Origin of the sequence: Paenibacillus xylanilyticus (assembly GCF_047246825.1) — a bacterium.
Classification (GTDB): domain Bacteria; phylum Bacillota; class Bacilli; order Paenibacillales; family Paenibacillaceae; genus Paenibacillus; species Paenibacillus xylanilyticus_B.
Genome location: NZ_JBFOLB010000001.1, coordinates 386,029 through 412,089, shown reverse-complemented (window position 1 = coordinate 412,089; position 26,061 = coordinate 386,029). Strand labels below are relative to the sequence as shown.

19 protein-coding genes and 1 pseudogene are annotated in these 26,061 nt (G+C 45.6%); 6 read left to right on the top strand and 14 right to left on the bottom strand.

The genetic code is table 11. The annotated features are described in order from the left end of the window. Positions 1–219 precede the first annotated feature (219 nt). Genes AB3N00_RS01760 through AB3N00_RS01750 form a run of 3 tightly spaced genes read left to right on the top strand, consistent with a single transcriptional unit; the run spans position 220 to position 4,063 of the window. Positions 220–1,713, top strand: a complete 1,494-nt coding sequence (locus AB3N00_RS01760) for a spore germination protein (RefSeq protein WP_413033014.1) — start codon at positions 220–222, stop codon at positions 1,711–1,713. 19 nt (positions 1,714–1,732) lie between these two features. Next, a complete protein-coding gene (locus tag AB3N00_RS01755; RefSeq protein WP_413033013.1) occupies positions 1,733–2,947 on the top strand; it encodes a Ger(x)C family spore germination protein in 1,215 nt (404 codons plus the stop codon). 18 nt (positions 2,948–2,965) lie between these two features. Beyond that, entirely contained in the window at positions 2,966–4,063 is a 1,098-nt protein-coding gene (locus AB3N00_RS01750; protein WP_413033012.1) for a GerAB/ArcD/ProY family transporter, read from the top strand. Positions 4,064–4,073: 10 nt separating this feature from the next. Here AB3N00_RS01750 and AB3N00_RS01745 read toward each other — a convergent pair whose 3' ends face one another. Continuing rightward, positions 4,074–4,298 carry a hypothetical protein gene (locus tag AB3N00_RS01745; protein ID WP_413033011.1) on the bottom strand — a complete coding sequence of 75 codons (225 nt, stop codon included), beginning with the start codon at positions 4,296–4,298 and terminating at the stop codon, positions 4,074–4,076. A 531-nt stretch (positions 4,299–4,829) separates the two neighbouring features. Between AB3N00_RS01745 and AB3N00_RS01740 the strand changes: the two genes are divergently transcribed. Beyond that, positions 4,830–7,781 carry an ATP-binding protein gene (locus tag AB3N00_RS01740; protein WP_413033010.1) on the top strand — a complete coding sequence of 984 codons (2,952 nt, stop codon included), beginning with the start codon at positions 4,830–4,832 and terminating at the stop codon, positions 7,779–7,781. A gap of 66 nt (positions 7,782–7,847) precedes the next feature. On the opposite strand, the gene AB3N00_RS01735 is transcribed toward AB3N00_RS01740, so the two are convergent. The 9 genes from AB3N00_RS01735 to AB3N00_RS01695 all read right to left on the bottom strand — a co-directional run bounded on the left by AB3N00_RS01735 (position 7,848) and on the right by AB3N00_RS01695 (position 20,455). Continuing rightward, positions 7,848–9,146, bottom strand: coding sequence for an NCS2 family permease (locus AB3N00_RS01735; RefSeq protein ID WP_413033009.1), 1,299 nt, complete (start codon positions 9,144–9,146; stop codon positions 7,848–7,850). Positions 9,147–9,538: 392 nt separating this feature from the next. Then, positions 9,539–10,522 (bottom strand): alpha/beta fold hydrolase, encoded by a 984-nt coding sequence (locus AB3N00_RS01730; protein WP_413033008.1) that lies wholly within the window; start codon positions 10,520–10,522, stop codon positions 9,539–9,541. Positions 10,523–10,698: 176 nt separating this feature from the next. Next, positions 10,699–11,454, bottom strand: a complete 756-nt coding sequence (locus AB3N00_RS01725; protein WP_413033007.1) for a class I SAM-dependent methyltransferase — start codon at positions 11,452–11,454, stop codon at positions 10,699–10,701. A 269-nt stretch (positions 11,455–11,723) separates the two neighbouring features. Beyond that, positions 11,724–12,608 carry a carbohydrate ABC transporter permease gene (locus tag AB3N00_RS01720; protein ID WP_175398814.1) on the bottom strand — a complete coding sequence of 295 codons (885 nt, stop codon included), beginning with the start codon at positions 12,606–12,608 and terminating at the stop codon, positions 11,724–11,726. A 22-nt stretch (positions 12,609–12,630) separates the two neighbouring features. Next, positions 12,631–13,521 carry an ABC transporter permease gene (locus AB3N00_RS01715; protein ID WP_175398815.1) on the bottom strand — a complete coding sequence of 297 codons (891 nt, stop codon included), beginning with the start codon at positions 13,519–13,521 and terminating at the stop codon, positions 12,631–12,633. 81 nt (positions 13,522–13,602) lie between these two features. Next, positions 13,603–15,285 carry an extracellular solute-binding protein gene (locus tag AB3N00_RS01710; protein ID WP_413035165.1) on the bottom strand — a complete coding sequence of 561 codons (1,683 nt, stop codon included), beginning with the start codon at positions 15,283–15,285 and terminating at the stop codon, positions 13,603–13,605. 174 nt (positions 15,286–15,459) lie between these two features. Next, positions 15,460–16,596 carry a response regulator transcription factor gene (locus AB3N00_RS01705; protein WP_413033006.1) on the bottom strand — a complete coding sequence of 379 codons (1,137 nt, stop codon included), beginning with the start codon at positions 16,594–16,596 and terminating at the stop codon, positions 15,460–15,462. Next, positions 16,593–18,353, bottom strand: a complete 1,761-nt coding sequence (locus AB3N00_RS01700; RefSeq protein WP_413033005.1) for a histidine kinase — start codon at positions 18,351–18,353, stop codon at positions 16,593–16,595. The genes AB3N00_RS01705 and AB3N00_RS01700 overlap by 4 nt, the downstream gene beginning before the upstream one ends. Positions 18,354–18,511: 158 nt before the next feature. Continuing rightward, positions 18,512–20,455, bottom strand: coding sequence for a glycoside hydrolase family 127 protein (locus tag AB3N00_RS01695; protein ID WP_413033004.1), 1,944 nt, complete (start codon positions 20,453–20,455; stop codon positions 18,512–18,514). Between the two features lie 141 nt (positions 20,456–20,596). On the opposite strand from AB3N00_RS01695, the gene AB3N00_RS01690 reads away from it, so the two are divergent. Further along, positions 20,597–21,442, top strand: coding sequence for a helix-turn-helix transcriptional regulator (locus AB3N00_RS01690; protein WP_413033003.1), 846 nt, complete (start codon positions 20,597–20,599; stop codon positions 21,440–21,442). A gap of 346 nt (positions 21,443–21,788) precedes the next feature. On the opposite strand, the gene AB3N00_RS01685 is transcribed toward AB3N00_RS01690, so the two are convergent. Further along, on the bottom strand, positions 21,789–22,769 hold the full coding sequence (locus AB3N00_RS01685) for an aldo/keto reductase (protein ID WP_413033002.1): 981 nt from the start codon (positions 22,767–22,769) through the stop codon (positions 21,789–21,791). Positions 22,770–22,970: 201 nt separating this feature from the next. Here AB3N00_RS01685 and AB3N00_RS01680 point away from each other — a divergent pair, with 201 nt between their 5' ends. Beyond that, positions 22,971–23,882 carry an AraC family transcriptional regulator N-terminal domain-containing protein gene (locus AB3N00_RS01680; protein WP_413033001.1) on the top strand — a complete coding sequence of 304 codons (912 nt, stop codon included), beginning with the start codon at positions 22,971–22,973 and terminating at the stop codon, positions 23,880–23,882. A gap of 229 nt (positions 23,883–24,111) precedes the next feature. Here AB3N00_RS01680 and AB3N00_RS01675 read toward each other — a convergent pair whose 3' ends face one another. The 3 genes and pseudogenes from AB3N00_RS01675 to AB3N00_RS01665 form a co-directional block, all read right to left on the bottom strand. Then, a complete protein-coding gene (locus AB3N00_RS01675) occupies positions 24,112–24,561 on the bottom strand; it encodes a DUF1569 domain-containing protein (protein ID WP_413033000.1) in 450 nt (149 codons plus the stop codon). 148 nt (positions 24,562–24,709) lie between these two features. Then, on the bottom strand, positions 24,710–25,198 hold the full coding sequence (locus AB3N00_RS01670) for an NUDIX hydrolase (protein ID WP_413032999.1): 489 nt from the start codon (positions 25,196–25,198) through the stop codon (positions 24,710–24,712). Between the two features lie 132 nt (positions 25,199–25,330). Next, positions 25,331–25,807 (bottom strand): annotated as a pseudogene (locus AB3N00_RS01665) (MFS transporter); the annotation flags it as partial. Between the last annotated feature and the right edge of the window lie 254 nt (positions 25,808–26,061).

Here is a 26,061-nt window from a genome sequence, read left to right as displayed (position 1 = left end):
CTGTTATACATGTTTTTGCGTATCATGATGTTCAATTGTTCTTTGGTGTGTTGGTCATATGGATGAATGGAACATGAACAACGTTTTTCGACAATCACGACAAGTTCTTGAACTCCTATGGAACATCTACTTTTTTAGGATTAGGTCTAAATGCATGATTCCCATATGCTGCATAAAACAAGTTGTGTCAGCAAATAGTATAGACGGGAGGTGTAGACGATGCCCGGTAATCAAGAGCCCTTGATCTCCACGAAATTAGCGAAAAATCTGCATGAAATCACAATCCGGTTTGGAAACAGTCCTGACATTATTATTCGCAAATTTTCGTTGTTAACTGCACGTATTGAGATTGCTGCTATATATATAAATGGTTTAAATGACAAAGAAAGTGTCGATGAGTTTATTACGCACATTATGGCCTTTGACATGATTGGCGGTGAGCCGCAATTAAATTCGGTAGAAGAAATTTATCAATTCATGAAAAGCAAAGCCTTGAGTACTGGTGAAGAAAAAATAATCAAGGATTGGAAGCTGCTTTTTGAAACCCTTCTTTCGGGAAATACAATTATTCTATTGGATGGGCTAGCCGAAGCACTTAGCGGAAACACCAGCGGTGGCGAGGTCAGAGCGGTCACAGAAGCTTCTACTCAGGTAGCCATCCGGGGCTCAAAAGAAAGTTTTACGGAATCCATTGGAACGAACCTCTCTCTTGTCCGGCGTAGAATCAAAACCCCCAACCTGTGGATTGAAACCATGAAAATCGGCACTGTGACACAAACCGATGTATCTATCATGTATATCCACGGAATAGCAAAGGACGAGACGATACAGAAACTCAAGCAAAAGCTGCAGGACATTGAGATCGACGGGATTCTGGAATCGGGATACATAGAGCAGCTGATTGAAGAGAATAAATATTCGCCTTTTCCAACACTGTACAATACGGAACGCCCGGACAGTGTAGCAGGCAATCTGCTTGAGGGACGAATTGCCATTTTTGTCGACGGAACACCTTTTGTACTCATTGCACCTACCACTTTTTTCATGTTTTTTCATGCCGTTGAAGATTACTACCAGAGATATGACATATCGTCCCTGATCCGGGTTTTGCGGTTTATATGCCTTATCATTTCCTTGTTTGGTCCGGGTTTGTTTGTGGCAGCTCTGAATTTTCATCAGGAAATGATTCCGACCCCGCTGTTAATTAATCTGGCCTCCCAGAGAGAAGGCGTGCCCTTTCCCACTTTTATTGAGGCCCTCCTGTTGGAAGTAACATTTGAGATCATTCGTGAAGCGGGGATTAGGATGCCCTCTCCCATTGGCCAGACTGTATCGATTATTGGCGGTCTGGTGCTCGGACAGGCAGCGGTACAAGCGGGGATTGTTTCACCTGCGATGGTTATTCTCGTCTCTCTGACGGGTATCTCCAGCTTTGCAACACCGGCCTTCAACATGGCTCTTTCGGTTAGGATCCTCCGTTTCGTCATCATGTTCATAGCTGCATTTATAGGACTCTACGGCATGTGCGTGTTTAGCTTTATCCTGATTGCGCATATGTGCAGTCTAACCTCATTGGGAATTCCGTACATGTCTCCTATTGCTCCGTTTATTATCGAGAATCAGAAGGATAGCGTATTCCGCCTGCCCTTCCAATTCATGAAAAGACGGCCGCGCCTAATCAGTCAGAAAAAAAATAATAAACGTATAAAGTAAAAAGGGGCATAGAAATCGCATGAAGTTAAAAGGGCTGCTGCGAACCATACCTTATATGCTTGTGGTTATACTGTTGACCAGCTGTTGGAACAGCCGGGAACTGAATGAAATGGCGATCGTCACCGGCATGGGAATCGATAAAGCTTCCGATAAGGATGAATATCGAGTCACCTTTCAGATTGTAAATCCTTCAGCAACGGCAACAAGCATGGGAGCCAGTACAGGACAGCCTACCATCTCAGTCTATTCCGCAACGGACAGAACTTTATTTGGAGCATTGCGCAAAACCTCAAAAAAAGCTGCAAGACAGCTGTTTTTTGCCCATACGCAGCTTGTAGTGATCGGGGAACAGATGGCCAGAAGCGGAATAAGCGAGATTTTTGACGTATTTGAAAGATCCCACGAGCTGAGGTTAAATACTTCCGTTCTGGTTTCGAGAGACGCTGACGCAAATTCTGTTCTGAAGATCCTTTTGCCAATCGAGAGTCTTCCCGCTATGGGCTTGGTCAAGAAAGCTAAAAACACGGCGGCAATCTGGGGTGAAAATAGGAATATTAATATTTTTGAGTTGATCAATGGTTTAACTGGAGAAGGTGAGGTGTCTATCAGCGGCATCCGAATTATCGGTGACAAGGAGGAAGGCAAAAAGAAAGCAAATCTGGAACAAACGGATGTGAAGGCCATTCTCTCCATAAGTGGACTTGGTGTGTTCAAAAAAGGAAAACTGACAGCTTGGCTCGAAGGCTCCGAGGCAAAAGGGGCAGTTTGGGTGCAGAACAAGATAAATCAGACCACAGTCAACGTTAACGCGGAGGATTTAGAAGCGTCAGTCGCCGTTGATATTAACTTCTCCAAAACAGTTGTAAACGTAGAGCTTCAAAAGGGATTGCCTATTTTCCATGTACACATCCAGGAGGAAGGAAAAATAAACGAAACACGTGGATTTGTGGATTTAAGCAAAGGTTATGAAATCGAGAAATTGGAGAAGCAATTGGCAAAGCAGACAAAAGAAGCAGCAATCCAGTCCATACGAGCGGCTCAGCGACTGAAAAGTGATATTTTTGATTTTGGCAATGAACTGAAACGCCTCCGTCCGCAGGAGTGGGAAACAGTGAAAAAAGATTGGGACTCTATGTTTGCCCAAGGGAAGCTGGATGTTCGTGTTGATGCTTATATCCGGGGTACAGGAATGAGATCCAAGCCGTACTTGCAGCATGAAGATGAATCCAACTGAAGAAGCGGAGCATTGGCTATGAAAAAAGAAGTCATAGGTTTAAATCAATTGTTTGCAATTATTGTTTTATTTGAATTAGGGACAGCCATTGTGGTTCCCATCGGGCTTGAAAGTGGACATGCTGTGTGGCTATCCATCCTGCTTGCTCTGCCTGGTGGACTGTTATTATATCTGATCTATAACGATCTATCCCGTCAATATCCCGGTCTGATCATAAGCGGATATATTCAGAAGATTCTAGGTAGAACAATCGGATGGCCGGTGAGTTTGCTGTACATTTCGGTCTTCATGTTTAATGGCTCCAGAAACCTGCGTGAAGCTGGTGACCTGTTAATTGCTGCCTCCTATGACCGGACACCAATATTTATCGTCAATGCCATCATGGCTATTGCTGTCATGTATATATTGAATAAGGGGCTTGAAGTGTTTGCCAGAACGGCCGAAATTTATCTGGTCGTTATTTTCATTATGGGATTAATATGCAGTTTTGTTGTAATTGCTGCAGGTCTCGTTGATTTCAAAAATTTATTTCCTCTGCATGCGGAAGATTGGAAGCAATCCCTTGGATTGGCCTATCCTAATATTTGGATCTTTCCTTTCGGTGAACTAATCTGCATAACTACGGTTTTACCTCATCTTCAAAAATCCCGTCTCACTGGTAAAATGGGGATAGCAGCTGTCGTTTTAAGCGGTATCCTGCTTTGTGTGACACATGCTATTGAGTTGTCGGTTCTTGGAGAGGATGTTTATTATAGGGCTACCTTTCCGATGTACACCACCATAACGCTGGTCAATCTGGCGAATTTTGTCCAGCGGCTGGATGCCCTTGTTATCCTGACTTTAATTATAGGTGTATTTTTTAAATTGGCACTGTATTGTTACGCAGCCATAGCGGTGACGGCAGATCTATTCAAGGTGAAGGACACACGCATGTTGGCTGTTCCTGTTGTTGTTGTCGTTCTATTCAGTTCATTTATCAGTGCAGAGAGTTATCCAAGGCATATGGAAGAGGGAACCGTTTTTTTACGCTATATCTTGCCCGTGACGTGTGCGGCCATCCCGATCCTGTTGTTCATTGTCCACCGAATACGCAAAAAATTCGGGCTATTGCGATAGATAGCGTTGCTCATTTTCTTGTATTTTCTTTTCGTATAGCTGTGGCAATAGCCTGGATAAAAGGAAGGGAAAGGAAAACAACCATGGCAATCCCCTCCTGTATGCTTGTATTGGCAACAACCTCCGAGATGGATTGCAACGCCTCAAATATACTCATGCCTGACAACATATCGACTGAGAGGATCATTACCATTACTAATAAAGCGAGGATGACATATAAAGCTACAATTTTCACGGTTCTTCAATCTCCTTGGTACGGAACTGAAGGCTACAGTCCGGGATTAGAAAGCTAAAGGTTATTATTTCCGCGAGTAACTGACTGTAGTCATCCAAAAGCTTTTGCAATTACTGAGCTGCCCTATAGTTAATGATAAATTACTGAATTACTGTCCAGCTTACAATATGCTACTCTATGATTTAAACATTGAAATTGGGACGAGATCGATAAGGATAGAATCCTTTATACGATTCCATACGTTAAAGCCCTTCACTCTTCCATAATTACCAATATACGGATGTACGTCCGTTGCCGTAATGATTATATTGGAAAGAAAGAATGGATTAAAGGAACGTGAACGTGAGAGCGCTACATACAAAAGTACTCGATAAAACTCAAATTTCTAAGCTAATCCACTATGTTGTCCCCTTTATTGTTTTTTTATCCTTACTCCTTGGGATCCGTTGGCTTTGGCTTGCGACGTATGCTCCTCCAGCAGATCAGCCGAAAGTTTCGAATGGTATTCTCGATTTAAGAGGTTGGGATTTATTGGGTTCCAAACCCATCAATCTAAACGGCGAATGGATTTTTTATTCCGATACGTATGCAAAACAGTACGAAATGGCGAAGCCGGACAAGCCTCTCTTTTTGCCTGTTCCTGGAGACTGGAAAAACGCATGGGGAGATGAAACAAAAACTTCATATGGATTCGGAACATACCAGGTTCGAATTTTGCTGGATCGTCCACTCTCAGCCCCTATATCACTCTGGGTTCAAGAAATTCAATCTGCAGTCACATTGGATATCAACGGTGAAACGATTGCATCCATGGGGAATACTGGTGAGTCCGGTCAGACTTACCTACCGGACCGAAGCTCATTTATCGTCGATTATGTGCCTGACCGTAACACCAATGAACTCAATATACTCATCCGAGTGGCTAATCATGATCACCCATACGCTGGGGGAATCGTTAAGCCGATCAAGTTGGGATCCCACTTGGCGATCCAAAAAGAAAATGGGGCTTCCGTTGATTTTCAGCTCATCATGATTGTCATCCTTATATTGCACGGATTATATGCCTGTATTTTATACTCATTCAACCCGAGGCAATGGTCCCTGCTTGACTTTTTTCTGCTGCTTGTCTCTGCTGCTTTAACCGTAGCAACATCAAACGACACTCTTCTGCTGAAGGTACTGCCATTAAACTACACATGGGAAGTTAAGATATCCGTACTTTCTTATTCATGGCTTTCCTATTTTATCTTGAGAATGAGTCGACGTTTTGCCTCTCCCAAACACAGTGGCTTATTTACCGCATTCAGTGTGCTTTTGGCGTCGTATACCGTCCTGATCTTGATCATACCGGTACAATGGGTTCATTTTCTTGTAGAGTACAAAGTGTTTAGTGCTTTTTACTTGCTGCCGATGATAGCGTCACTTTTTCTCTTTATTCAAATGGTTTTAAAGAACAAGGAAGATTCTATTTTCTTACTCCTGTCGGCCAGCGGCGTATTGGCCAGCTCGATTTGGGGGGCAATTAGTGGTTATACGGCACTCCCCGCTGTATATTATCCCATCGATGTACTTGCGGCCATTATCGGGTTTTCTGCCTATTGGTTTAAGCGGTATGTTCGTAATATCCAAAGCATACGTGAATTGAACGATAAGCTGCAGCTGGCGGATCAGATGAAAAACCGATTTCTTGCCAACACCTCTCATGAGCTGCGTACACCACTGCATGGAATCACGAATATCGCGATAAGCCTTGCAGAACGTGAGAAAGAAACGCTCAGCAAACAAAGTAGCGAAGACCTAGATCTTCTGGTTAAGGTCAGCTACCAGATGTCCCATTTGTTGAATGATCTCTTGGATATAACTCACCTTAAAGAGAAAAGAATTCAACTGTATCCGAGCAGCGTTTCCTTCATTTCCGTCTCAAACGGGGTGTTTGATCTATTAAAATTTATGATGGAAGGTTCATCCGTACAGTTAAAAGCAGACATTCCTGATTCGCTCCCCTCCGTTCATGCAGATGAAAAGCGTCTGTTTCAAATAGTACTAAACTTGGTTCATAATGCGATCAAATACACGGAGAACGGGGAAATTACGGTAGACGCTTATACTGAGGGAAGCGGAGTAACTATCCAAGTAACGGATACGGGTATTGGAATGGATCAAGAAACAATCAAGCGCGTATTTCTTCCATATGAACAAGGTGAGCAAGGATTAAATGACGCCAAGGGGATCGGGCTTGGGCTAAGCATTAGCAAGGAACTCGTAGAACTTCATGGCGGAGAGCTCACCGTTATATCGGAGAAAGATAAAGGAACGACGTTTGAATTCACACTTCCGTCTGCTGATATGGACGCAGAAAACAGTGTACAACAGGTTGTCCTTCCTCTTGTCGGGAGAGATACCTTAAACGAAATTGCAGCCAGTGCTGACTACAAGCAAAGACCTGCCTCGGTGAAGCTGCAAACAAGCTCAATGTCGACCGAACATCCCGTGAGTATTCTGGTTGTTGATGACGACCCTATTAACCTGAGAGTATTGGCTGGCATCCTTTCTACAGAGTCGTACCATCTAAGATGTGTTGTTTCAGCTACTGAAGCGTTTGAGCTCCTCGGTACCCAATCCTGGGATCTCCTCATCGCGGACGTAATGATGCCTGAAATGTCTGGCTATGCACTCACACGCGCTGTGAGAGAGCGCTACAACGCTTCTGAGCTGCCCGTACTATTACTGACAGCCCGAAGTGAATCGAATGATGTGTATGCCGGCTTTGAGTCTGGGGCTAACGATTACGTCACAAAACCAGTCGACCCGGTGGAATTAAGATACCGCATCCATTCGTTGATTACTTTAAAACACTCTGTTGATGACCGTCTTAGAATGGAAGCCGCATATATGCAGGCACAAATCCATCCTCATTTTTTGTTTAACACGTTGAATTCGATTGTCGCGCTTAGCGACATCGACATCGAACGTATGCGCAGGCTTGTGGATTCATTTAGCACCTACCTACAAATCAGCTTTCATTACCGAAATAAAAATCGTCTGATACCGCTCAAGCAGGAGCTTGAACTTATACAAGCCTACTTATACGTAGAAAAGGAACGGTACGGAGCTCGATTGAACATCGAATGGGAAGTTGACTGGAACATTAACGTACTTATCCCCCCTTTAACGATTCAACCAATATTGGAAAATGCAGTCCGGCACGGTATTGTAACCAGAGTTAAAGGCGGTACGATACGGATAAGGATTGCACGGCAGGAAGATTTCATTGTCATTGAATTGGCGGATGATGGAGTTGGAATGGAACCCGACCAAGTCGCCCAATTATGGAATGCTCCCGGGCAGAGAAAAGGCGGCATTGGACTGTACAATACAAACCAACGACTCATGCAAACTTTCGGCAGCGGTTTGGCCATCCATAGTACAAAAAATCAGGGCACTACCGTTTCATTTAGGATTCCGGAAGACTCTAAAGCCTAAATGAATTAATGAAAAAAAGGAGAACTGCCTGTATACAGGCAGTTCTCCTTTTTATTAAACAGTCTATTAGTGGTCCAGGAACACAAGCTGGATGAAGAACAATACCGCAAAAATGTAGAATATCGGATGAACATCCTTGCCCTTTCCGCGGAGCAGCTTGAGTACCGGATAGAAAATGAACCCTACGCCAATGCCTGTCGCAATACTGTGCGTCAACGGAGTAAGTATGATAATCAGGAAGGCAGGAAATGCTTCTTCGAGATCCTTCCAATTGATTTTGCTGATGACATTGATCATAAAGTAACCAACAATGATCAGTGCCGGAGAAGTGATCGCTGGAATACCTGATATCACACTCACGATCGGTGTAAAGAACAAAGTAAGAGCGAGCAGCACACTCACCGTTACCGCTGTCAGTCCTGTTCTTCCGCCTGCAGCTACCCCTGTGCTGGACTCGATATAAGCCGATGTAGGGCTTGTTCCCAACAGTGCCCCAGAAGTTGTCCCGACCGCATCTGCCAGCAGCGCACCGCGTGAACGCGGAAATTTACCATCTTTGAGCAGTCCCGCTTGTTCAGCTACTCCGAGCATTGTTCCTGTCGTATCAAACAGGGTGATCAGCAGGAACGTAAATATGATCGTATACAGCCCATTAGAGAATACGCCTGCCAGATCCAATTGGAACGCCGTTGTCGTAATACCTTGCGGCATGGATACAATGGATTCCGGCATTTGAAACAGCCCCATGATCCAGGCGAGTATCGCTGTAATCACCATTCCGATGAACAGATAACCTTTTACATTGTAGGCCATTAGCACAACCGTGATAATCAATCCGATAATGGTCAGGTAAGTCATTGGCTCAGCCAAGTTCCCAAGGGTAATCAAATTCGATTCTGAATCGGCAATTATCCCGGAATTTTGCAGGCCTACCGTTGTAATAAACAATCCGATCCCCGCTGTTATCGCGTGTTTAAGACTCGAAGGAATTGCATCAAGCAGCATGTAGCGGAATGAAGTAAGCGATAAAATAATAAACAAAAGCCCTGCGATAAATACCGCTCCCAGTGCAACCTGCCAAGACACGCCATAACCGCCAACCACACTATAGGCAAAGAACGCATTCAGTCCCATACCAGGCGCCAAGACGATTGGATAATTAGACCATAATCCCATAATCAGTGTTGCCACAATACTTGCCAGCACCGTAGCAATGAATACTCCATTGAAGTCCATCCCTGTGCTGCTGAGTATTCCTGGATTTACGATCACTATGTATACCATCGTGAAGAACGTCGTGATCCCTGCGATGATTTCCGTGGAAACGCTCGTGCCTCTTTCTTTTAATTTGAACCAATTGTCCATGATAAAGCCAGCCTCCAACCTTCATATTATGCTCCAAAGCTAAAAACAAAAAATCCTAATCTTCATATAGGATTGTAATATTATTGCTCCTATATTCGTCATTAGGATTTAACAGCTCTATAATTGTAAGCTTCCAAACCAACAATAAGGATACTCATATCTGTTTTTAACCTGATGTCCATTTCGTATTCTAATAAATATAACATCCATTGTCAACGAATTAACGATTTGTTCACAGTTATTTACGAACTATATAGATACTACATAAATTATTCATTCGTTTTTTTTGGAATGGTTTATAGCCCCTCATTAACGTAATCGGTAACAGGTAATCGCATAACAAAGAAACCACGGCACCAAGGTTCGGCACCGCAGTTTAATTATCAACCATACTATTGGATTTGCTTCATGTAGTTTTTGAATTCCTCGGCGATTTCTTTGAATTTTGTATGATGCAGGTAATGTGAACCTTCCATCGGGATCATTTTGCCCTGTGCAGATTGTTTGACTTGCTGCTCATGCAGCGGAATCCACTGCTCATTGTGCTCATTATTCGATTGAACGAAGAGAAGTACTGGCAAATCATGAGGGTAGGTGAGATGCTCAGCATTTTTAAAATTGGAACCGAGATGTCGGAGCTCATCCAACAACGACCGGTTGCTTCCGACTTGATTCGAAATCAAGTCCATTTGTTCTTTGGTATGCTCATCGAACGCAAGCGACTCATAAGGATCTCCGCTCACTTTTTTGAGCAATCTCATCAGACCTGAATCTTGAAGAAACTGCATTGATTTTAAAGGCAATTTAACATCCATGCCGGGCTGATTGGGAACACTGCTGTCAATACCGACAAAAGCAAGAACTTCATCCGGATAGGTATTCACATAGGATACAGCATATAGCCCTGTGATCGAATGTCCCATCAGAACATAACGGTCAATACCCAGCTGCTGCACAGCTTCATGAATTTCACCGATGATATTCTCTGTTGTTCTGTCTTTCTCGGTTTCGTCACTCAATCCATATCCGAACGGCTCGATCGCCACGACTTTGTAATCGGGAGACAACTCATCGATCAATAACTTGAAATCAAGCACAGGCGACGGAGTTCCTTGCCCCGGAAGGAGAACGATGGTTTGTTCGCCGTCTCCCTGAATGTAAGTATTCATCTTTTTCCCGTCCACATGGACATACTGGCCATACGGTTCGATTTTCTTTTTCTCGACTCCGTTGCTGATTGCATTTACGACAAACACGATGCCCATGAACAGCACGAGCACCCCGACGATACCCCCGATAATTTTTAACCATAAGTTCCGTTTCTTGCGGCTCTTGGTCCCCGTTGTTTTTGTTTCCACCGTTTTTGCCACGTTCATCTTCTCCTGTCCTTGTATCTGAAGAGCCACCTTAGCGACATATTCAAAGTGTAATCAAGCAAGATGTCCCCTTCGTGACGACAATATGAACGGAATATGAACAAGTAAAAAGAGCCTCCAAACGACGACTTCTCAATGGGTTTATTGTTGTCCTTCCAAAGACACATCACATCAAACTATACTTCTCCCCAAAATATCTCCGTTTCATAATCGAATGGAACGATACCATCTTGATGATTCCGATCAAATAGATTTCGCAGTTCCGTCATCATTGGATTGTAATTTGGATGCCCAGGTGCAGGACTGTAGGAACATGATAGTAACCTTCCTCTCAAGCCCTCGAAATCGAACTCCTGACTCATTCTGAATCCCATCTCTTGCATCGAACCTTCCTTAAAGAAAGAGAGAAGCTTCGTGCGTGAAATATTTTTATGATTTACTTTTTCGTAGTCGGTTCCGTATGTATGAAGCAGTTGATTATACTGTTCACGAAATGGAGTACCCGTTGTAAGACGGGAATTCCAGATGAGTATCACTCTCCCACCCGGCTGTAGAATTCTGCGAAACTCGGTTTGCGCTGCTAAACGATCAAACCAATGAAACGCCTGTGCGCATACAATAAACTCCACCGACTGATCAGGTAACCCAGTAAATTCTGCGGAACCTGAGACACTTTGAAAGTTTGGATAGCTTTCTAACAATTGCTCAGCGGCTGCCCTCATGGCTGGATTGGGCTCGACCGCAATCACATTGCTTCCCCGTTCCAGAAGCAGCTTGGAAAAAATCCCTGTACCAGAACCGACGTCTGATATTTTACTGTTCGAACGCAAACCCACAAAGTCGTATAAATAATGAACTGCCTCTTCCGGATAGCTCGGGCGGTATTTTAAATACGAATCGACCCGGTTCGAAAACGCTTCTCTATTGTTCATCTCGTCAGTCTCCCTTCTGAATTAATCAAATGATACAGATGAAATCCATTAAAAAAAAGAGAAGCTTTTCGGATTTAATTTCCTATTTTTGTACAAATTCACAAACTTACTCTCGGAGGAGTTATATCGTCTCCTGTATATCGAACCATGCAAAAAGCCTGCAATAAAATGGGACGCACCGATCCATCTTTTGCAGGCTTTTCAATTTGGCAGAAATTCCAGGCCATGGAACCTTTCAATAGCCCCGTATTGCATCATGAACCAAGCAGCTACTCCTTCACCGAACCGAGTGTAATCCCGTGAATGAAAAAGCGCTGCAGGAATGGATAGACAATCAATACGGGAAGCATGGCGATGAAAATTTTTGCGGCATTCAGTGTTTGATTGGACAACTCATTCATCCGCTTATATTGGTCTTCCGTCATGTTGGACGCGTCGATGACCACGACAAATTGCTGGATTAACGTTTGCAGCGGATAATGATCCTGCCCTGAAGTCAGCACCAGACCATGAAAGAACTCGTTCCAATGGTACACGATGGTGAACAACGTTACAGTAGCCAGCACGGGCACGGCCAGCGGCACATAAATGGTGATCAACATTCTCCACGGCCCGGCCCCGTCCACGAGCGCAGCCTCGTCAAGTTCCTTGGGCAAATTACGGAAATAGTTCACGATCAGAATGACGTTAAATACCGGCACTCCCCCGCCAAGAACAAGCGCCCAAATGGTATCATAAAGCCCGATGGCCTTTACAGTCATATACCAGGGAATCAAACCACCGTTGAACAGCAGTGTGAACACGAGAATCCACATAAACACATTACGCATGCGAAATTCGCGCGGACTTCTGGAGAGCGGATAAGCCATCATTGTCGTCACGATAAACGTGATTGTCGCACCAAGCACAACCCGTTGAATGGAAATCCAGAAGGAATTGAAAAAGGAACGGTCTCCGATAATTTGCTGGTATGAATTGAAGTTGAAGCCAACGGGCCATAACCATACTTTCCCCGCAGCAGCAGCCGATTTTTCGCTTAAAGACACGGCCAGCGTATACCAGAGAGGCAAAATGCACAGGAACGCGATCAGGAGCAGCACGACCAGCAGCGTTACATCGAATACTCTGGATCGCAGCGTCGTTTCTCTTATCATCTCGCTCAACTCCTTCTCATTGTCAGAATATGCGGTAATTGGCGAACTTCGAAGCAAGCAGGTACGAGACGATGATGAGCACGAAACTGACCACCGATTTCAGCAACCCAACCGCGGTTGCAAGTCCGTACTGCATGTTCAGCAGACCTTCGCGGTATACCCAGGTATCGATAATGTCGCCCGTCGAATACAGCAGCGGATTGTACAGATTGAAAATTTGATCAAAACCTGCGTTGAGCACGTTTCCCAAACTCAGCACAGCCAAGAGCACGATCGTAGTTCGCAGGCCAGGTAAAGTCACGTGCCAGATTCTGCGCATCCGGGTTGCTCCGTCAATCGAAGCGGCTTCGTACAGGGATGGGCTGATGCCCGTCAGCGCTGCCAGATAGATGATCGTGTTGAAACCGAATTCCTTCCATACATCACTGCCTACGACAATAAACGGGAACAGGTCTGCACGCGCAAAGAATAACACCGGTTCAATCCCCAGCAAGTTGAGTAGTCCATTGACAGGACCCGTATACGAAAACACATCGAGCAATATGCCGGAAAGAATAACCCATGACAAAAAGTGCGGAAGGTATACGATCGTTTGAACCCAGCGCTTGACCACCATGAGACGCAATTCATTGAGCATAATCGCAAAGATTAACGGCACGATCAGATTGCCCGCAATTTTCATGACAGCAATGTACACCGTATTAAAGAAAATGGTTTTGGTATCGTTCAGGCTGAACATATATTCGAAGTTTTCGAGCCCGATCCAGGTTGATTTCCATATGCCTTGGCCCGGGTTGAAGTCCTGAAAGGCAATGGCAATCCCGAACATGGGAATGATGCTGATGAACAGCAGCCACACCATTCCGGGCAACAACATGATGTAATAATGTTTGATGAAACTTCGGTTTCGCATCCGGTGTTCCTCCCTTGCAATTTCCCATCCTGATTCTTTCAAGAAGAAGCGCCGGATGAATCCGGCGCTCTGGACGGCTGTCTACTTGACATATTCCTTGACTTCCTCGGTAATTCTGTCCCCGCCTTGCTTTTTCCAGTCGCTGACGAACGTATCGAACGTATCCAAAGGGGCGGCCCCCATAATGATCTTCAGGAAGGTTTCATCCTCCAGCTTCTTCAGGTTCGACCAGCGGCTTTCCATCGTGCGAGTCTGGGAATATAGCAGGCTATATACCTTGTTATAGTCCTGCTGCAAGGACGATGATCCGACCAACAGCGAATAGATACGGCTCCATACGCCAAGGTCGGCCTGAGGATCCCAGTACTGGATATCCATATTGTCATACGGCTCTTTCTTTACCTTTTTGACATTTTGGATATCTGCCGCCAGCAGTTTGTAGCCCGGATCGGTAAAGTCTTCAGGTTTTTTCGCGCCGGCGAGCACTTCCTGCAGCGCTTTTGCCGAATATTCGCTCTCATCCATATAGGACATCGGAACACGCAGCGGATAATGTCCTACAGGCACGGAGATATCGAATTTCGACTCGTCCCTTATGAGCAGGTTCAGCATTTTGATGACGGCTTCAGGATGCTCATAACCTTTGCGAACGACAACAAATACGGTAGAAGGAGCTCCCATGTGAGCGTTAAATTGTCCATCGGCATCCAGCGGAAGCAGGTATGCTTGCCAGTTGGCTTCAGGATTGTTTTTGATCGCATCCGGGAGCGGTCCGTATCCCATCCACCACGGAGCGAAGAAGATACCTGCGTTTCCATTGACTACTGGCTCGGACGCACTTTTGCGTATGCCGAGTTCCTTGTCGATTAGCCCATTAGCATACATGTCGCGCAGTTTGGCGAGTGCCTCCTTCGTTTCGGGCAGAATGGAGCCGTAGACCGGATTGCCTGAATCGTCTTTTAGCCAGTAACCAGGATAAGCTTGGTACGCTCCAAAGATCGGATCAAGTCCATAAGTGTTGTTCGTCGATTCCAAAAAATTGGCGTATAACCTGCCTCCGTTCTGTTGTCCGGCAATACCGATCGTATCGTTCTGGCCATTGCCATCCGGGTCCTGTTCCACGAATGCTTTTGCAACCTTCTCCAGGTCTTCCATTGTTTTTGGCGGCTCAAGTCCCAGCTTGTCGAGCCAGTCCTTGCGTATCCACATTTGGTGAACACCGTCGGAGTGTACTTGTATACTAGGAATAGCATACATTTTTCCGTCAAATGTCACCGCCTCGGCCGATACACCGTTCGTTTTTTCCATATAACTCTTCATGGCCGGAGAGGCATATCGATTAAATGCATCGGTAAGGTCCTCCAGCTGGCCAGCCTTCACCATTGCCCGCAATTGGGTATCCTTGACCACAAGCGCATCGGGCAAATCATTACTTGATATTGCCAGGTTTACTTTCTGCTCATAGTTCGTTCCGGTGGCCGCCTGCCAGGTTACTTTGGTATCGATGTTCAGATTGTCCTTCACATAACGCGAATACTGGTTATTCTCCGGCGTATCTCCGGCAGGCAAACTTTTGTCCGTTGGATCGACCTCTTTGCCATACGTCAGGGTAATCGCCTGTTCATACTTGCCGAACGGATCGGCCGGTCCTTCTTCAGCAACGCCAGGCGCAGTATTGTTTTCCGCCGTTCCGTTCTCCTTGCTGCCTGCGCTGCTGCAGGCGCTCGTGAATGTGAGTAACAGCATCATCGCCACCATGACCATTTTTTTGCTCAAATGGATGCTCCCCCTTTAATGGAATGTCATTAGCGTCCAGCACCAACAATATAACACGGCCGGAAAACGTTTATGGATAGAGGGACGAACGAGAAACAGGCGGTGAAACGTCCGTTTTTGATAACGCTTACAATCCATTCATCCCCCCTGAGCTCCATCCGTCTACCCTCCTCTTGGTGCATTACGGTACTCGCTTGGCAGCATGCCCACCTGTTCCCGGAACATCCGGCTGAAGTACTTTTCGTCCGCATAACCTGTATGCTCCGCAATCCAGACAATCGGTTTGGCCGTTTGGGTCAAATAGTCCCGCGCCTTGTCGATCCGGATCTTGCGAAGATATTCATTAAAAGAATAACCGACCATTTCCTTGAAGCATTGATTGAAGTAACTGCGGCTGAGATTGACCCGCTTCGAGACATCGCTGGCGAATAACGGTTTTTGCAGCTCGTCATGAACAATTTTGACGGCAGTCAAAATGCTGCTGCTCACCTCCTTGCGAAGGTACTGGCCGCCCGATAATACAAGCGCTTCTGCACGAAAGTCAGCCATCCATTCCACCACGTCTTGCCATGACGCAAAATGAACGGGCGTGGTCATTTCCGTTTGGACGATGTTTTTGAATGTTCGGTTCCAGTCTACCGTAACGCCGTATAGCAACTGCATCAATCGGGGCACGGGCAATCTCAAGGTCCTCATTTCTTGCAGCAGTTCATTCAAGTACCGCTCATCATGAACCCAGCGAAAGGAGTGCAACTTGTCCTTTAGGCTCCCCTCTCCCGTTTCAACGAATGCCGATCCGGTTTGCTCCCATTCGCAGATCGATTCGTTCAGTAATGGTGTACCTGTGTCAGCCCCCCCATAAAACAGCGTGTCCTTATCGGATTCTGATGCGGTATCGTCATTTAAACGTTTTCGCCTGTCCGTCAGAATACGGTCATGGATGCGCCCAAGCACTTCCTCGAACCGTTCCTTCTCCAGTTGTACTTTGGCAATGTAATCGATGGCGCCCAAACGCAGCGCTTCCTGAATGTATTCGAAATCCTGATGCAGCGTAAGGACAGCAATCGGCAATTCCGGGTATTGCTTGCGTGCGATACGGATTAACTCAATTCCTGACATGACAGGCATCGCCAGATCTGTAATCAATAAATCCACGCGGTTCTCTGATAAAAATTCAAGCGCTCTCTCGCCATTCCCCGCTTCGCCAATGACCTTCATTTCAAATGCATCCCACGGCATCGCAAGCATGAGCCCTTTGCGTACAAGTTGATCGTCATCGACGATCAGCACGTTGATCATGGTGATTCCTCCTCTTTGCATTGAATAGGCAGCTGTATGACAATCCAGGTTCCTTTTCCCGGTTCGCTGGATACGTTCAGGCTGGCATGGCCTTCATAATAAGACTCCAGCATACGCTTAACATAATTCATGCCGATCCCCATTCCAACCCGATGACGTTCGGCCTGTTCTTGTTCCAGCAGCTCCTTGATCTTTTCTTCCGAGATGCCCCTGCCATTGTCCCTGATCGAGATTTCAAGCCGGCTGTTGTGCCTACTTACTTCCACTTCAATCCTTCCCTTGTCGTCCAGCCCATGGTACAGGGAGTTTTCAACCAGCGGCTGCAGAATGAACCTCGGCACCGATACGTTAAGCAGTTCGTCATCGATGTGGATGCGAACATCGAATTGAAAATTATAACGAATCTGCTGCAGAATGAGATACTGCCTGAGCGAATCCATCTCCTCACGGATGGTAGAGCTCTGACCGCCTTTACGCAAATTGTAATACAGCAACTTGTTCAACGAAGTTACGAGCCGGTCAATCTCCTCCTGTCCATTCATGACAGCCAGCCAATGAGCGGTATCCAGCGTATTCATCAGAAAATGCGGGTTGATTTGGTACAGCAGCTTTTCGATTTCCAGATCTGCCCTTCGCTTCTCTTTTAGCTCAACCTCGGAATATAACCTTGCAATGTGAGACTTCATCCGCCCGAACTGCGTCAGCAGCATTTCAAACTCTGGTATGCGGGAGTTTGCATCCACCACATCGAAGTTGCTGTCAAGCATCTGCTTCATCTCCCGATGAAATTGGGATAATGGCCGATATACCATTTTCCACAGCAACCAGCCGATCGCCAAGCTGACTGCGGCAAACAACACGGTTAACAGAAACATCTGCATCATCCACCGGTTTTTCTCCTGGTCGTAATCCGCTTTGGAAACAAGTGATACCACACTCCATCCCTGGTTGCTGTACTGCCTGTACCAGTAATAATCTGAGGTGATGCCTGAAGTTGCTGCGGCAGCTGCAGAATCCCGAGAACCAGGAAAAGTCGTGTTTTCGGGAAACATATCTCCTAACTCGCTGTAAGAGACTCGCCCATGGTTATCCAAAATGAGATGAGCTGTGTTTTTGCTGACATCGTCCAGGTCAAGGATGCTTTGCGTTAGCTTAAACCCGGATTCAATGTACACATAGGCGTCCTCACGTTCAGGCAAATCCACCTTTCGCAGCGCGGAAAGAACGTATTGATCGTTAAACCTGTCGTTGCTGATATGGGGTCCGAAATACGTAATCCCGTAATAGCTGGCCATGATGGGCAGTTTCTCCGGATCGAATGAATCCTTAACCCCCATCGTTTCAAAAAGATAAGTATCGTCTTCACGAAAATAGTACATGGACAGCCCGATATTGGGATTGGTAAAGGCAATCAGGTTTAGCTGATATTTGATCTGGTCGGTCAAATAACTGCGGTCATAGGGTTGATCCGCAATCATGAGCTGTTCCAGCTGTTTGCCGATGCTTCCTTCGAAGGCAAGTTGCTGGGAGGCATGGTTCAGGTTGCTGAGCGTGTTTTCCAGGGACAATGTCACCTGTTTCAGATTGCTTTGGATGCCGGATTGCAGTTTGGTCGTCAGGATGGAATTGATCGTACGGTAGGATAGGTAGCAGGATAAAAGGAAAGGAATGAGGGCTACGACCGCAAAAAGCAGAAGAATTCGATTTTTCAGCGTGATTCGCTCCATACGGGACTTTCGTACATGGTCTGTTTTCATGCATTCATCTCCGCTTCCGGGTTTCAACATGCAGGGCATGACGGAAGGCCCCCGGTATACACTAGGGACCTCCTGACCTGCCAGTCTCGAAACCACGCGTTATGTTCAGTTGCCATGCAATGCCTTGAAACATTGGGTTCGATTCGATGACTCCCGCCTTAGTTACGCAGCCATACGCTCATTTCACCCGGTTCGCGGTTGCCCCATAAATAATAAGGGATGGCCGTGAATCGTACCGGATTACGCGGCTTACGGATCGGCTGGTACGGTTGATCCTCCGGCCATGCGGATCCGTCCGCGACCAATCCGTCACCCTCCACCACAATGCAACCGCCGAGCAGATCCGAGGCTTCCCGCTCCGTTAAATTGGCTGTCTCGGCAATGGATAATGAGGCAAGCGGTGCTCTGTTATCCGCCTCTTCCACGCAATAAACAAGTGGTCCGCGCTGAATGGCTGCCTTGCCAGCATCGGCCCGAATTTGCGGATGAGCTTCAATCAGCTTCGTTTCCAGTGGCAGCAGCCACTCCAGTGTATCTCCTTCTGACCAGAGGCGGTTGATATGTGCATAACCGTTATTCACCGTAACCTTCTGCACTACACCATTCACTCGCAGAATAGGCTGCCCGCTCTGGAACCAGTTGGGGACCCGCAGCGCGAGCGTAAAGGCAGCACCGTTGGCGCTTTCTGGAGCAAGCGAGACGTTGAAGTCAACTTTGCCGTTCCATGGGAGTTCGGAACGCTGACTCAGCGTGACTTCCCGGCCTTCGGCCGACGTAAACTGTACCGTGCTGCCAATGTACAAATGAACGTGAACCACGTTCCCTTCCGCAGACACATCATAGATATAATCATTCAGCGAGCTGAGCAAACGGGCCACGTTCGGCGGGCAGCAGGAACAGCCAAACCACTTCTGGCGGATCGGTTTCACATGGTGCTTGTCCGGATTGCGTTTGCTGGCCTCCGGCCATACTTCAAGCGGATTGACGTAGAAAAAATGTTTGCCGTCCTTGGACATGCTGCCAAGCACGTTGTTGTACAGCGCGCGTTCCATTACATCCGCATATTCGCTTTTCGCTTCCAGGCGAAGCATCCGGCGTGCCCAGAAGATGAGTCCGATGGATGCACATGTCTCCGCGTACACTGCGTCATTGGGCAGATCATAGTCAAAGGTGAACGCCTCGCCCAGATGCGTTGCTCCGACGCCGCCCGTAATGTACATCTGTTTGCGGGTCGTATTGGCCCACAGCCGTTCACACGCAGCCCTCAAGCTGTCATCATTGGTCAAGCTGGCGAGATCGGCCATAGCCGTATACATGTATACGGCACGTACAGAGTGTCCGACCGCAGCTGTTTGCTCACGCACCGGAAGATGCGATTGATACATTTCCAGATTGGGTGAACTTTGCGACCAAATGCCCGTTCTGCCGCGCCGTTCCCATTCCTGGGTGAAATAACTCGGACTGCTTCCCCGCTCATCGATGAAATATCGGCTCAGATTCAGGTATCGTTCCTCCCCGGTTGAATGATACAGCTTGACGAGTGCCAGTTCAATCTCCTGGTGCCCGCAGTATGCCCGCTTCTGGTTCTCCCCCGTGCCGAAAAGAGTATCGATCAAGTCGGCAAAGCGGCATGCAATGTCCAGTATCTTATGTTTGCCCGTCGCTTCGGCGTAAGCCACCGCGGCTTCAATCAGATGCCCGGCACAGTACAGTTCGTGGGCCTCATACAGGTTAGTCCACTCTTTCCCCGGTTCCTTGATCGTGAAATAAGTGTTTATGTACCCATTATCATGCTGAGCCTGACCAATCAGATCGATCGCTCCGTCTGCAATGTTCTCCAATTCGGGATCAGGGTGGTTTCTCAGTGAATAAGCAACCGCTTCCAACCATTTATATAAATCGCTGTCCTGAAACACCCAGCCCCCGAATTCGCCCTGTTCCAGACCCGCAGCGATCCGGAAATTGCGTATGGCATAGCTCGGTTCTGCCCCTGCGATGCGATCGTTCAGCGCTTCCCATTGATAGGGAATGACCGTTTGGCGAACCAATTCGGAATAGTCCTCCCAAAACTTGTCCCGGATGTGAACCTGTGTTGTCTGCATTTACCGTACCTCCTATATAAATTGACTCTTTTCGAACTCAATTATATGCTTGGTACTAGGGACTTAATAGCGATGGAATGAACCATTTTCTATAAAATTTAACACAGCCGAAGGGGCGTGAATGTTCTGGTGGAAAACACCATGATTAAGCTTCGGATCCCCCCGCTGCCCTATTATCTGGGATCAGGCCGGACGGAATACAAAATCGGGGATCAACATCCCCATCGCAGTAATATCGGGGCATATGATTTGCTGATCCTGGTTCGTGGCGAGATGCATATTGGCGAGAATGGATCGGGTTGGACGCTAACAGAAGGGGACATGCTGCTTTTGCTGCCTGATGCGGAACATTATCCTCTCCAGCCCTGCGAGCAGGATACCGTTTTTTACTGGGTGCACTTCGAGCATGCACCCAGACGGGATGCTTTTCCGGAAGAGCAAACGGAGAACAATCCATCACCTTATTCAACCAGGCCATTCATCAACCCTTACACGCTGCGATTGCCAAAGTACATGCACTTGCCTGACTCACGGACGGTATTTGGTATGGTGGAACAGCTGTTGGCCCAGCCCTCAGCCCTTTCCTTTTGGCAGGAGCAGCATTTGCTTGGCGAATTGCTTGGCTTACTCGAAGAAGGAAGCTTCGGGAGAACGGATTCCGTCGCTTCCCGACTAGCCGAACGGACTGCGGCATACCTTCAGGCCAACTATCGGGAGAAAATCACCAATGATGCGATTGCGTCTGCGCTGCATTTTCATCCGAACTATATCGTTCGCTGCATGAAAGCGAGATACGGCTGCACGCCATCGGATTATCTGCAGCAATACCGGCTGGAGCGGGCCAAACGTTTCCTGGTCACCACCGATTGGTCCATTGACCGGGTCGCCGAGGAAGTGGGTTTTCGTCACTCCCCCTATTTCTCGTCCTGCTTCAAACGCGAATTCGGCCTTTCTCCGTTGCAATTTCGCAGGCAATATTTGAAATAAAAAAAGAGCGAATTCATTCGGCGCAGTGGTCCGGCGTGAATCGCTCTTCTTTTAACGTATGAACGAATTTTAATTCGCATTCTTGTTTGTTGAAGCACGTTCCTCAATCTTGATCTCCGTAGAGATTCTTCTCGAATTGCTTATGCCGATGTTCAATGTAACTACCCATTCGAGGAGATTTAAGTAAACTAGCTACTAAAATATAAATTCCAATTAAAATCAATACAGATAAGATTAATTCAACAATGTAAGGCATATTTTTTCCCCACTTTATCAAATTTTGGTGGACAAAAGAAGATCACCCTACGACCTTTCATCTCATCCTTCGTAACAGTAGATTTTTCAATTACGCATGTCCAACGATCGAGTGTGGTACGTAAGGCTCCTCTAAGCTCTCCATTTCTTCAGCTGTTAACTTCATATCTAAAGCTCCTATGGCACCTTCTAGATGAGATATTTTTGTGGCTCCAATAATCGGAGATGAGACGGTTTCTTTCTGCAGTAACCAGGCAAGTGCGATATGGATTCGTGGGACACCATGTTTTTCTGCGAGGGCTGCAACTCGTTCGACAATCAATCGATCTGCATCTGCAGTCGCATCATATTTGGATTTCTGGATTTGATCCGTTTCCGAACGAAGAGTCGTTTCCGACCAATCACGTGTTAATCTTCCTGATGCGAGTGGACTATATGGCGTTACTCCAATTCCCTCTTCCTTACAAAGTGGTAACATTTCACGCTCTTCTTCACGGTACATAAGATTCAAATGATTCTGCATGGATACAAACTTAGTCCATCCGTTTTTGTCCGCTACGTGCAGTGCCTTTTGGAATTGCCAAGCAAACATCGCGGAAGCACCGATGTATCTTGCTTTTCCGGCCTTCACAACATCATGTAACGCCTCCATCGTTTCTTCAATGGGAGTATTGTAATCCCAGCGGTGGATAATATACAGATCTACGTAATCTGTGCCAAGCCTCTTTAAACTTTTATCGATTTCACTCATGATTGCCTTTCTTGAAAGACCGGCACCATTTGGACCATCGTGCATGCGGCCATGGAGCTTGGTAGCAAGCACAATTTCATCACGATTGGCATAATCCTTCAAGGCTCTACCAAGAATTTCTTCACTGCTCCCCATCGAATAAACATTAGCAGTGTCAAAAAAATTGATTCCCAGATCAAGGGCTTTTTTAATAATAGGGCGGCTCTTTTCCTCATCAAGTACCCATTGATGTATCCATTTCTTTGGATCACCAAAACTCATGCAACCAAGACAAAACCGGGATACATCCAATCCTGTATGACCTAATTTAACGTATTCCATTTTATTTATTCCTCCCTTTCATGTATTTACATATTTCCCTCTTGAATGGATTATTATAAATTTGATTATGTCATAAATGTTAAACAAACCCTACCCACATTCATATCAAGTTTATGCCTAATCCTCTCAAATCACTTTCATTGTCCTCAGTAATCAAGTAAAATGAAAACTTGCAAAAGAAAGAGTAAAGGAGAAACGGACATGCCTGAGATCACAGCTGAGAAGTTTAGCCAGGAGCATGAACTGAGTAAACTTATTGAACATTACATAAATCAGGATGGTGTTCATCCTACATCTATTCCATCATTATTTCTGATCCGAGAATCCATGATTAGCGAACCCGTAGCTAGAGTTAACGAAACCTCCTTCTGCATTATCGTTCAAGGCGAGAAAGAGATTTGGTTGGGTGAAGAATGCTATAGATACGGTCCTAACAATTACATTGTTGCGTCCGTTGAATTACCCGTGACTGGTCAAGTTATCAAAGCCACGCCTGAATCTCCTTATTTGGCACTCAAACTTGAATTTTCACCCAGCGAAGTCTTAGAGGTTCTAAATCACGCAGCTCTTCAACCTGGACCCAAAAAAAACGCAAAACGGGCGATATTTATTGGCAACGTCGAACCACCTTTGCTGGATGCCGTTTACCGATTAGCTTTTTTGCTAAACCATGCAGAACATATTCCAGTACTCGCTCCATTAATCAAGAAAGAAATACTTTACTGGATTCTGCAAGGCCCACATGGGGAAGCACTCGAGCAAATGGCGTTAGAAGGCAGCAACTCCGTTCGAATACGAAAAGTAATTCAACATATTATTGAAACGTATAAAGATTCCTTTCGAATTGAGGAGCTGGCGGAAATAGCCAGCATGAGTGCAGCTTCGCTTCATCGGCATTTTAAAGAGGTAACGGCTATGAGTCCGGTTCAGTTTCAAAAACAATTGAGATTACAGGAAGCTAGACGGCTGTTAATAACCGAGTCGACCGATGTAGCTAACGCCGCCATCAGCGTGGGTTATGAAAGTCAATCTCAATTCAGTCGGGAATATTCCCGCTTATTTGGTTTATCCCCTAGAGCAGATATTAACCGACTGAGAGAGGGAAAGATTTAAATTGAAATGAGCTTCGAAGATACAGATGATAACCGTATCGAACCTGAATACTTCAATGCAGTCGCTTATAGCGAAGATTAGGGTTAGAACTTGTACCGATAAAACAAAAAGATAAAAAGCCGCTAAAATAGCGACTTTCAATGGGCTATGTTCTTGTATTTCGCAGCAGCAGCTGTCCGGGTACAAGAACTTGATATTGAATGAACATTACCAGTTAGTTTGACTAAAACTAAACGCCAAATTGTTTTAAATGATGGTCCAAGTGCTTGTAAATTCCTTTACCCCATTCCTCGGAAGTAAGTACTCCGAAAAAAGGATGTCGTCGATTTGCACAAGTCTTAGGACCATTACGTTGTAATGCTATTATATTTTGTTTTAGCTTTTCTTTTTCTACTTCAAACTCTCTCTTGTCCACAATCATCATGGTCGGAATCGTAGACATATTGCGAGGAAGTGGTTTGTCGTTATATAAAATGGGTTTTACAAACTTTCCTATCAACATTCCTAACCAACTTCTTGAGGAAAGGGATTTTCCCGTTGCTACTTCATGGAATGAAGTGCAATGAGCTAGCATTTGAGCAACATCCATACGCCCCCATTGTGGGTGGGAGTCTTGGACCAATTGATCGATGCGCATTAAAATCCCTTTGGTATGTGATAGATCAAAAATATTGTTCACTTGGACAAAGACCTCCTTACATTTACATAAGAATCATCTGATTAATAATTGGTTATAAGAATATGATTCAAAGTGAATAGATATCTACTATAACCAACCGATCCTGCCCACTAGTTCAAAAATTCCTACAACAGGAGCTCTCGTGCAATTAAACATGCCTTTGAAGTTTGACATTACATTCTGACATTGTCCCAGTGACGTACTCCATATAATTCACATTGCCGTTAAAGTTCAAATAAGCTTCATAACGCATTCGGATGGCGGGTAATGTAATCAAATCCAGAACTTGTTCCTTTGGAACCCACCTACATTCGCTCGTTTCATCAGAAATAGCTAACTCTCCACCCACAGCCTTGCACACGAAGTCAAACATGACCTTCGTAGGAACATCGGTCACACCGTCATACCACTTATGTATCGCTGTATTCGAAACAACACTAATTAAATGGCTAACCGTGGCGTCTATTCCACTTTCCTCTTTGATCTCACGAATCACGCCATCCATCAGATTTTCTCCAACTTCAGTGATGCCACCAGGATACACCCAACCATCGTCATGAGCTTTTACTAATAGGATATTTCCATCTCCATCTTCTACAATTCCACCTGCTGATACAATATGTGTCGGAAACGCCATTGCACGACCTCCTAATTCGGTAAAGATGTATATTTATTCCACGCGGTCCCTGAACTATCCTGCCATTAGCTTACTAAAAACAGAGCAGCTGCCAACCGGCAACTGCTCATTCAATGCGTAGATACTTACTAATCAGCTAATTTGTTGATGTTTTTTTGAATTAAACTTGTACTGTCTCAGCAATATAGATATCCAACTCAATAATAAGAATAAGACTCCTCCTACAACAATGTATTGAGTACCCATCCCTGATATAAACAATCCTCCTACTGCTGTTCCTATCGTTATCCCAAAGTTACTACATGATAAAAATAAACCATTCGCAAAATCGGGGGCTTCCGGCGCCGCAGAAGTAATCCAATATTGTGCCACATTATTTCCTATAGCAAAGAATAACCCCCAAAGCATAATTGTAATTAACATGAGAACCGTTGATTTTCCTGTAAAGAACGATAATGCAAGTGAGAATCCCAATGCGATCGGAAAAAGTAATGCTGTCTTCATCGCATTTTTAGTAAGTAATCTTCCTCCAGCTAGATTTCCTACTAAGCTTGCTAAACCTAATAAGAATAACGCAAAAGTTAAAGTTGTACCTGTCAAATTCGTTACGGTTCCAAGGTATTCTGTACTAAAATAGCCACGCCTTTGCTTTGGTCACGAATTGCAGCAGTTGTATCGCCCTTCCCCCTCCTTTCATTATTCGTCGTGCATTTCTGATGTAAAAAAAGATTTGTCAAAAGTAAAATAAGTGCATGCTCCTCTTTTATCATCTCTCCCCGTTGAATGGAAAGTAAAAAAACTTACCGCTTCTCGTCAATAACTTTTATATCACGTGTCCCCTTTCTCCTTTACAATATTTTCAA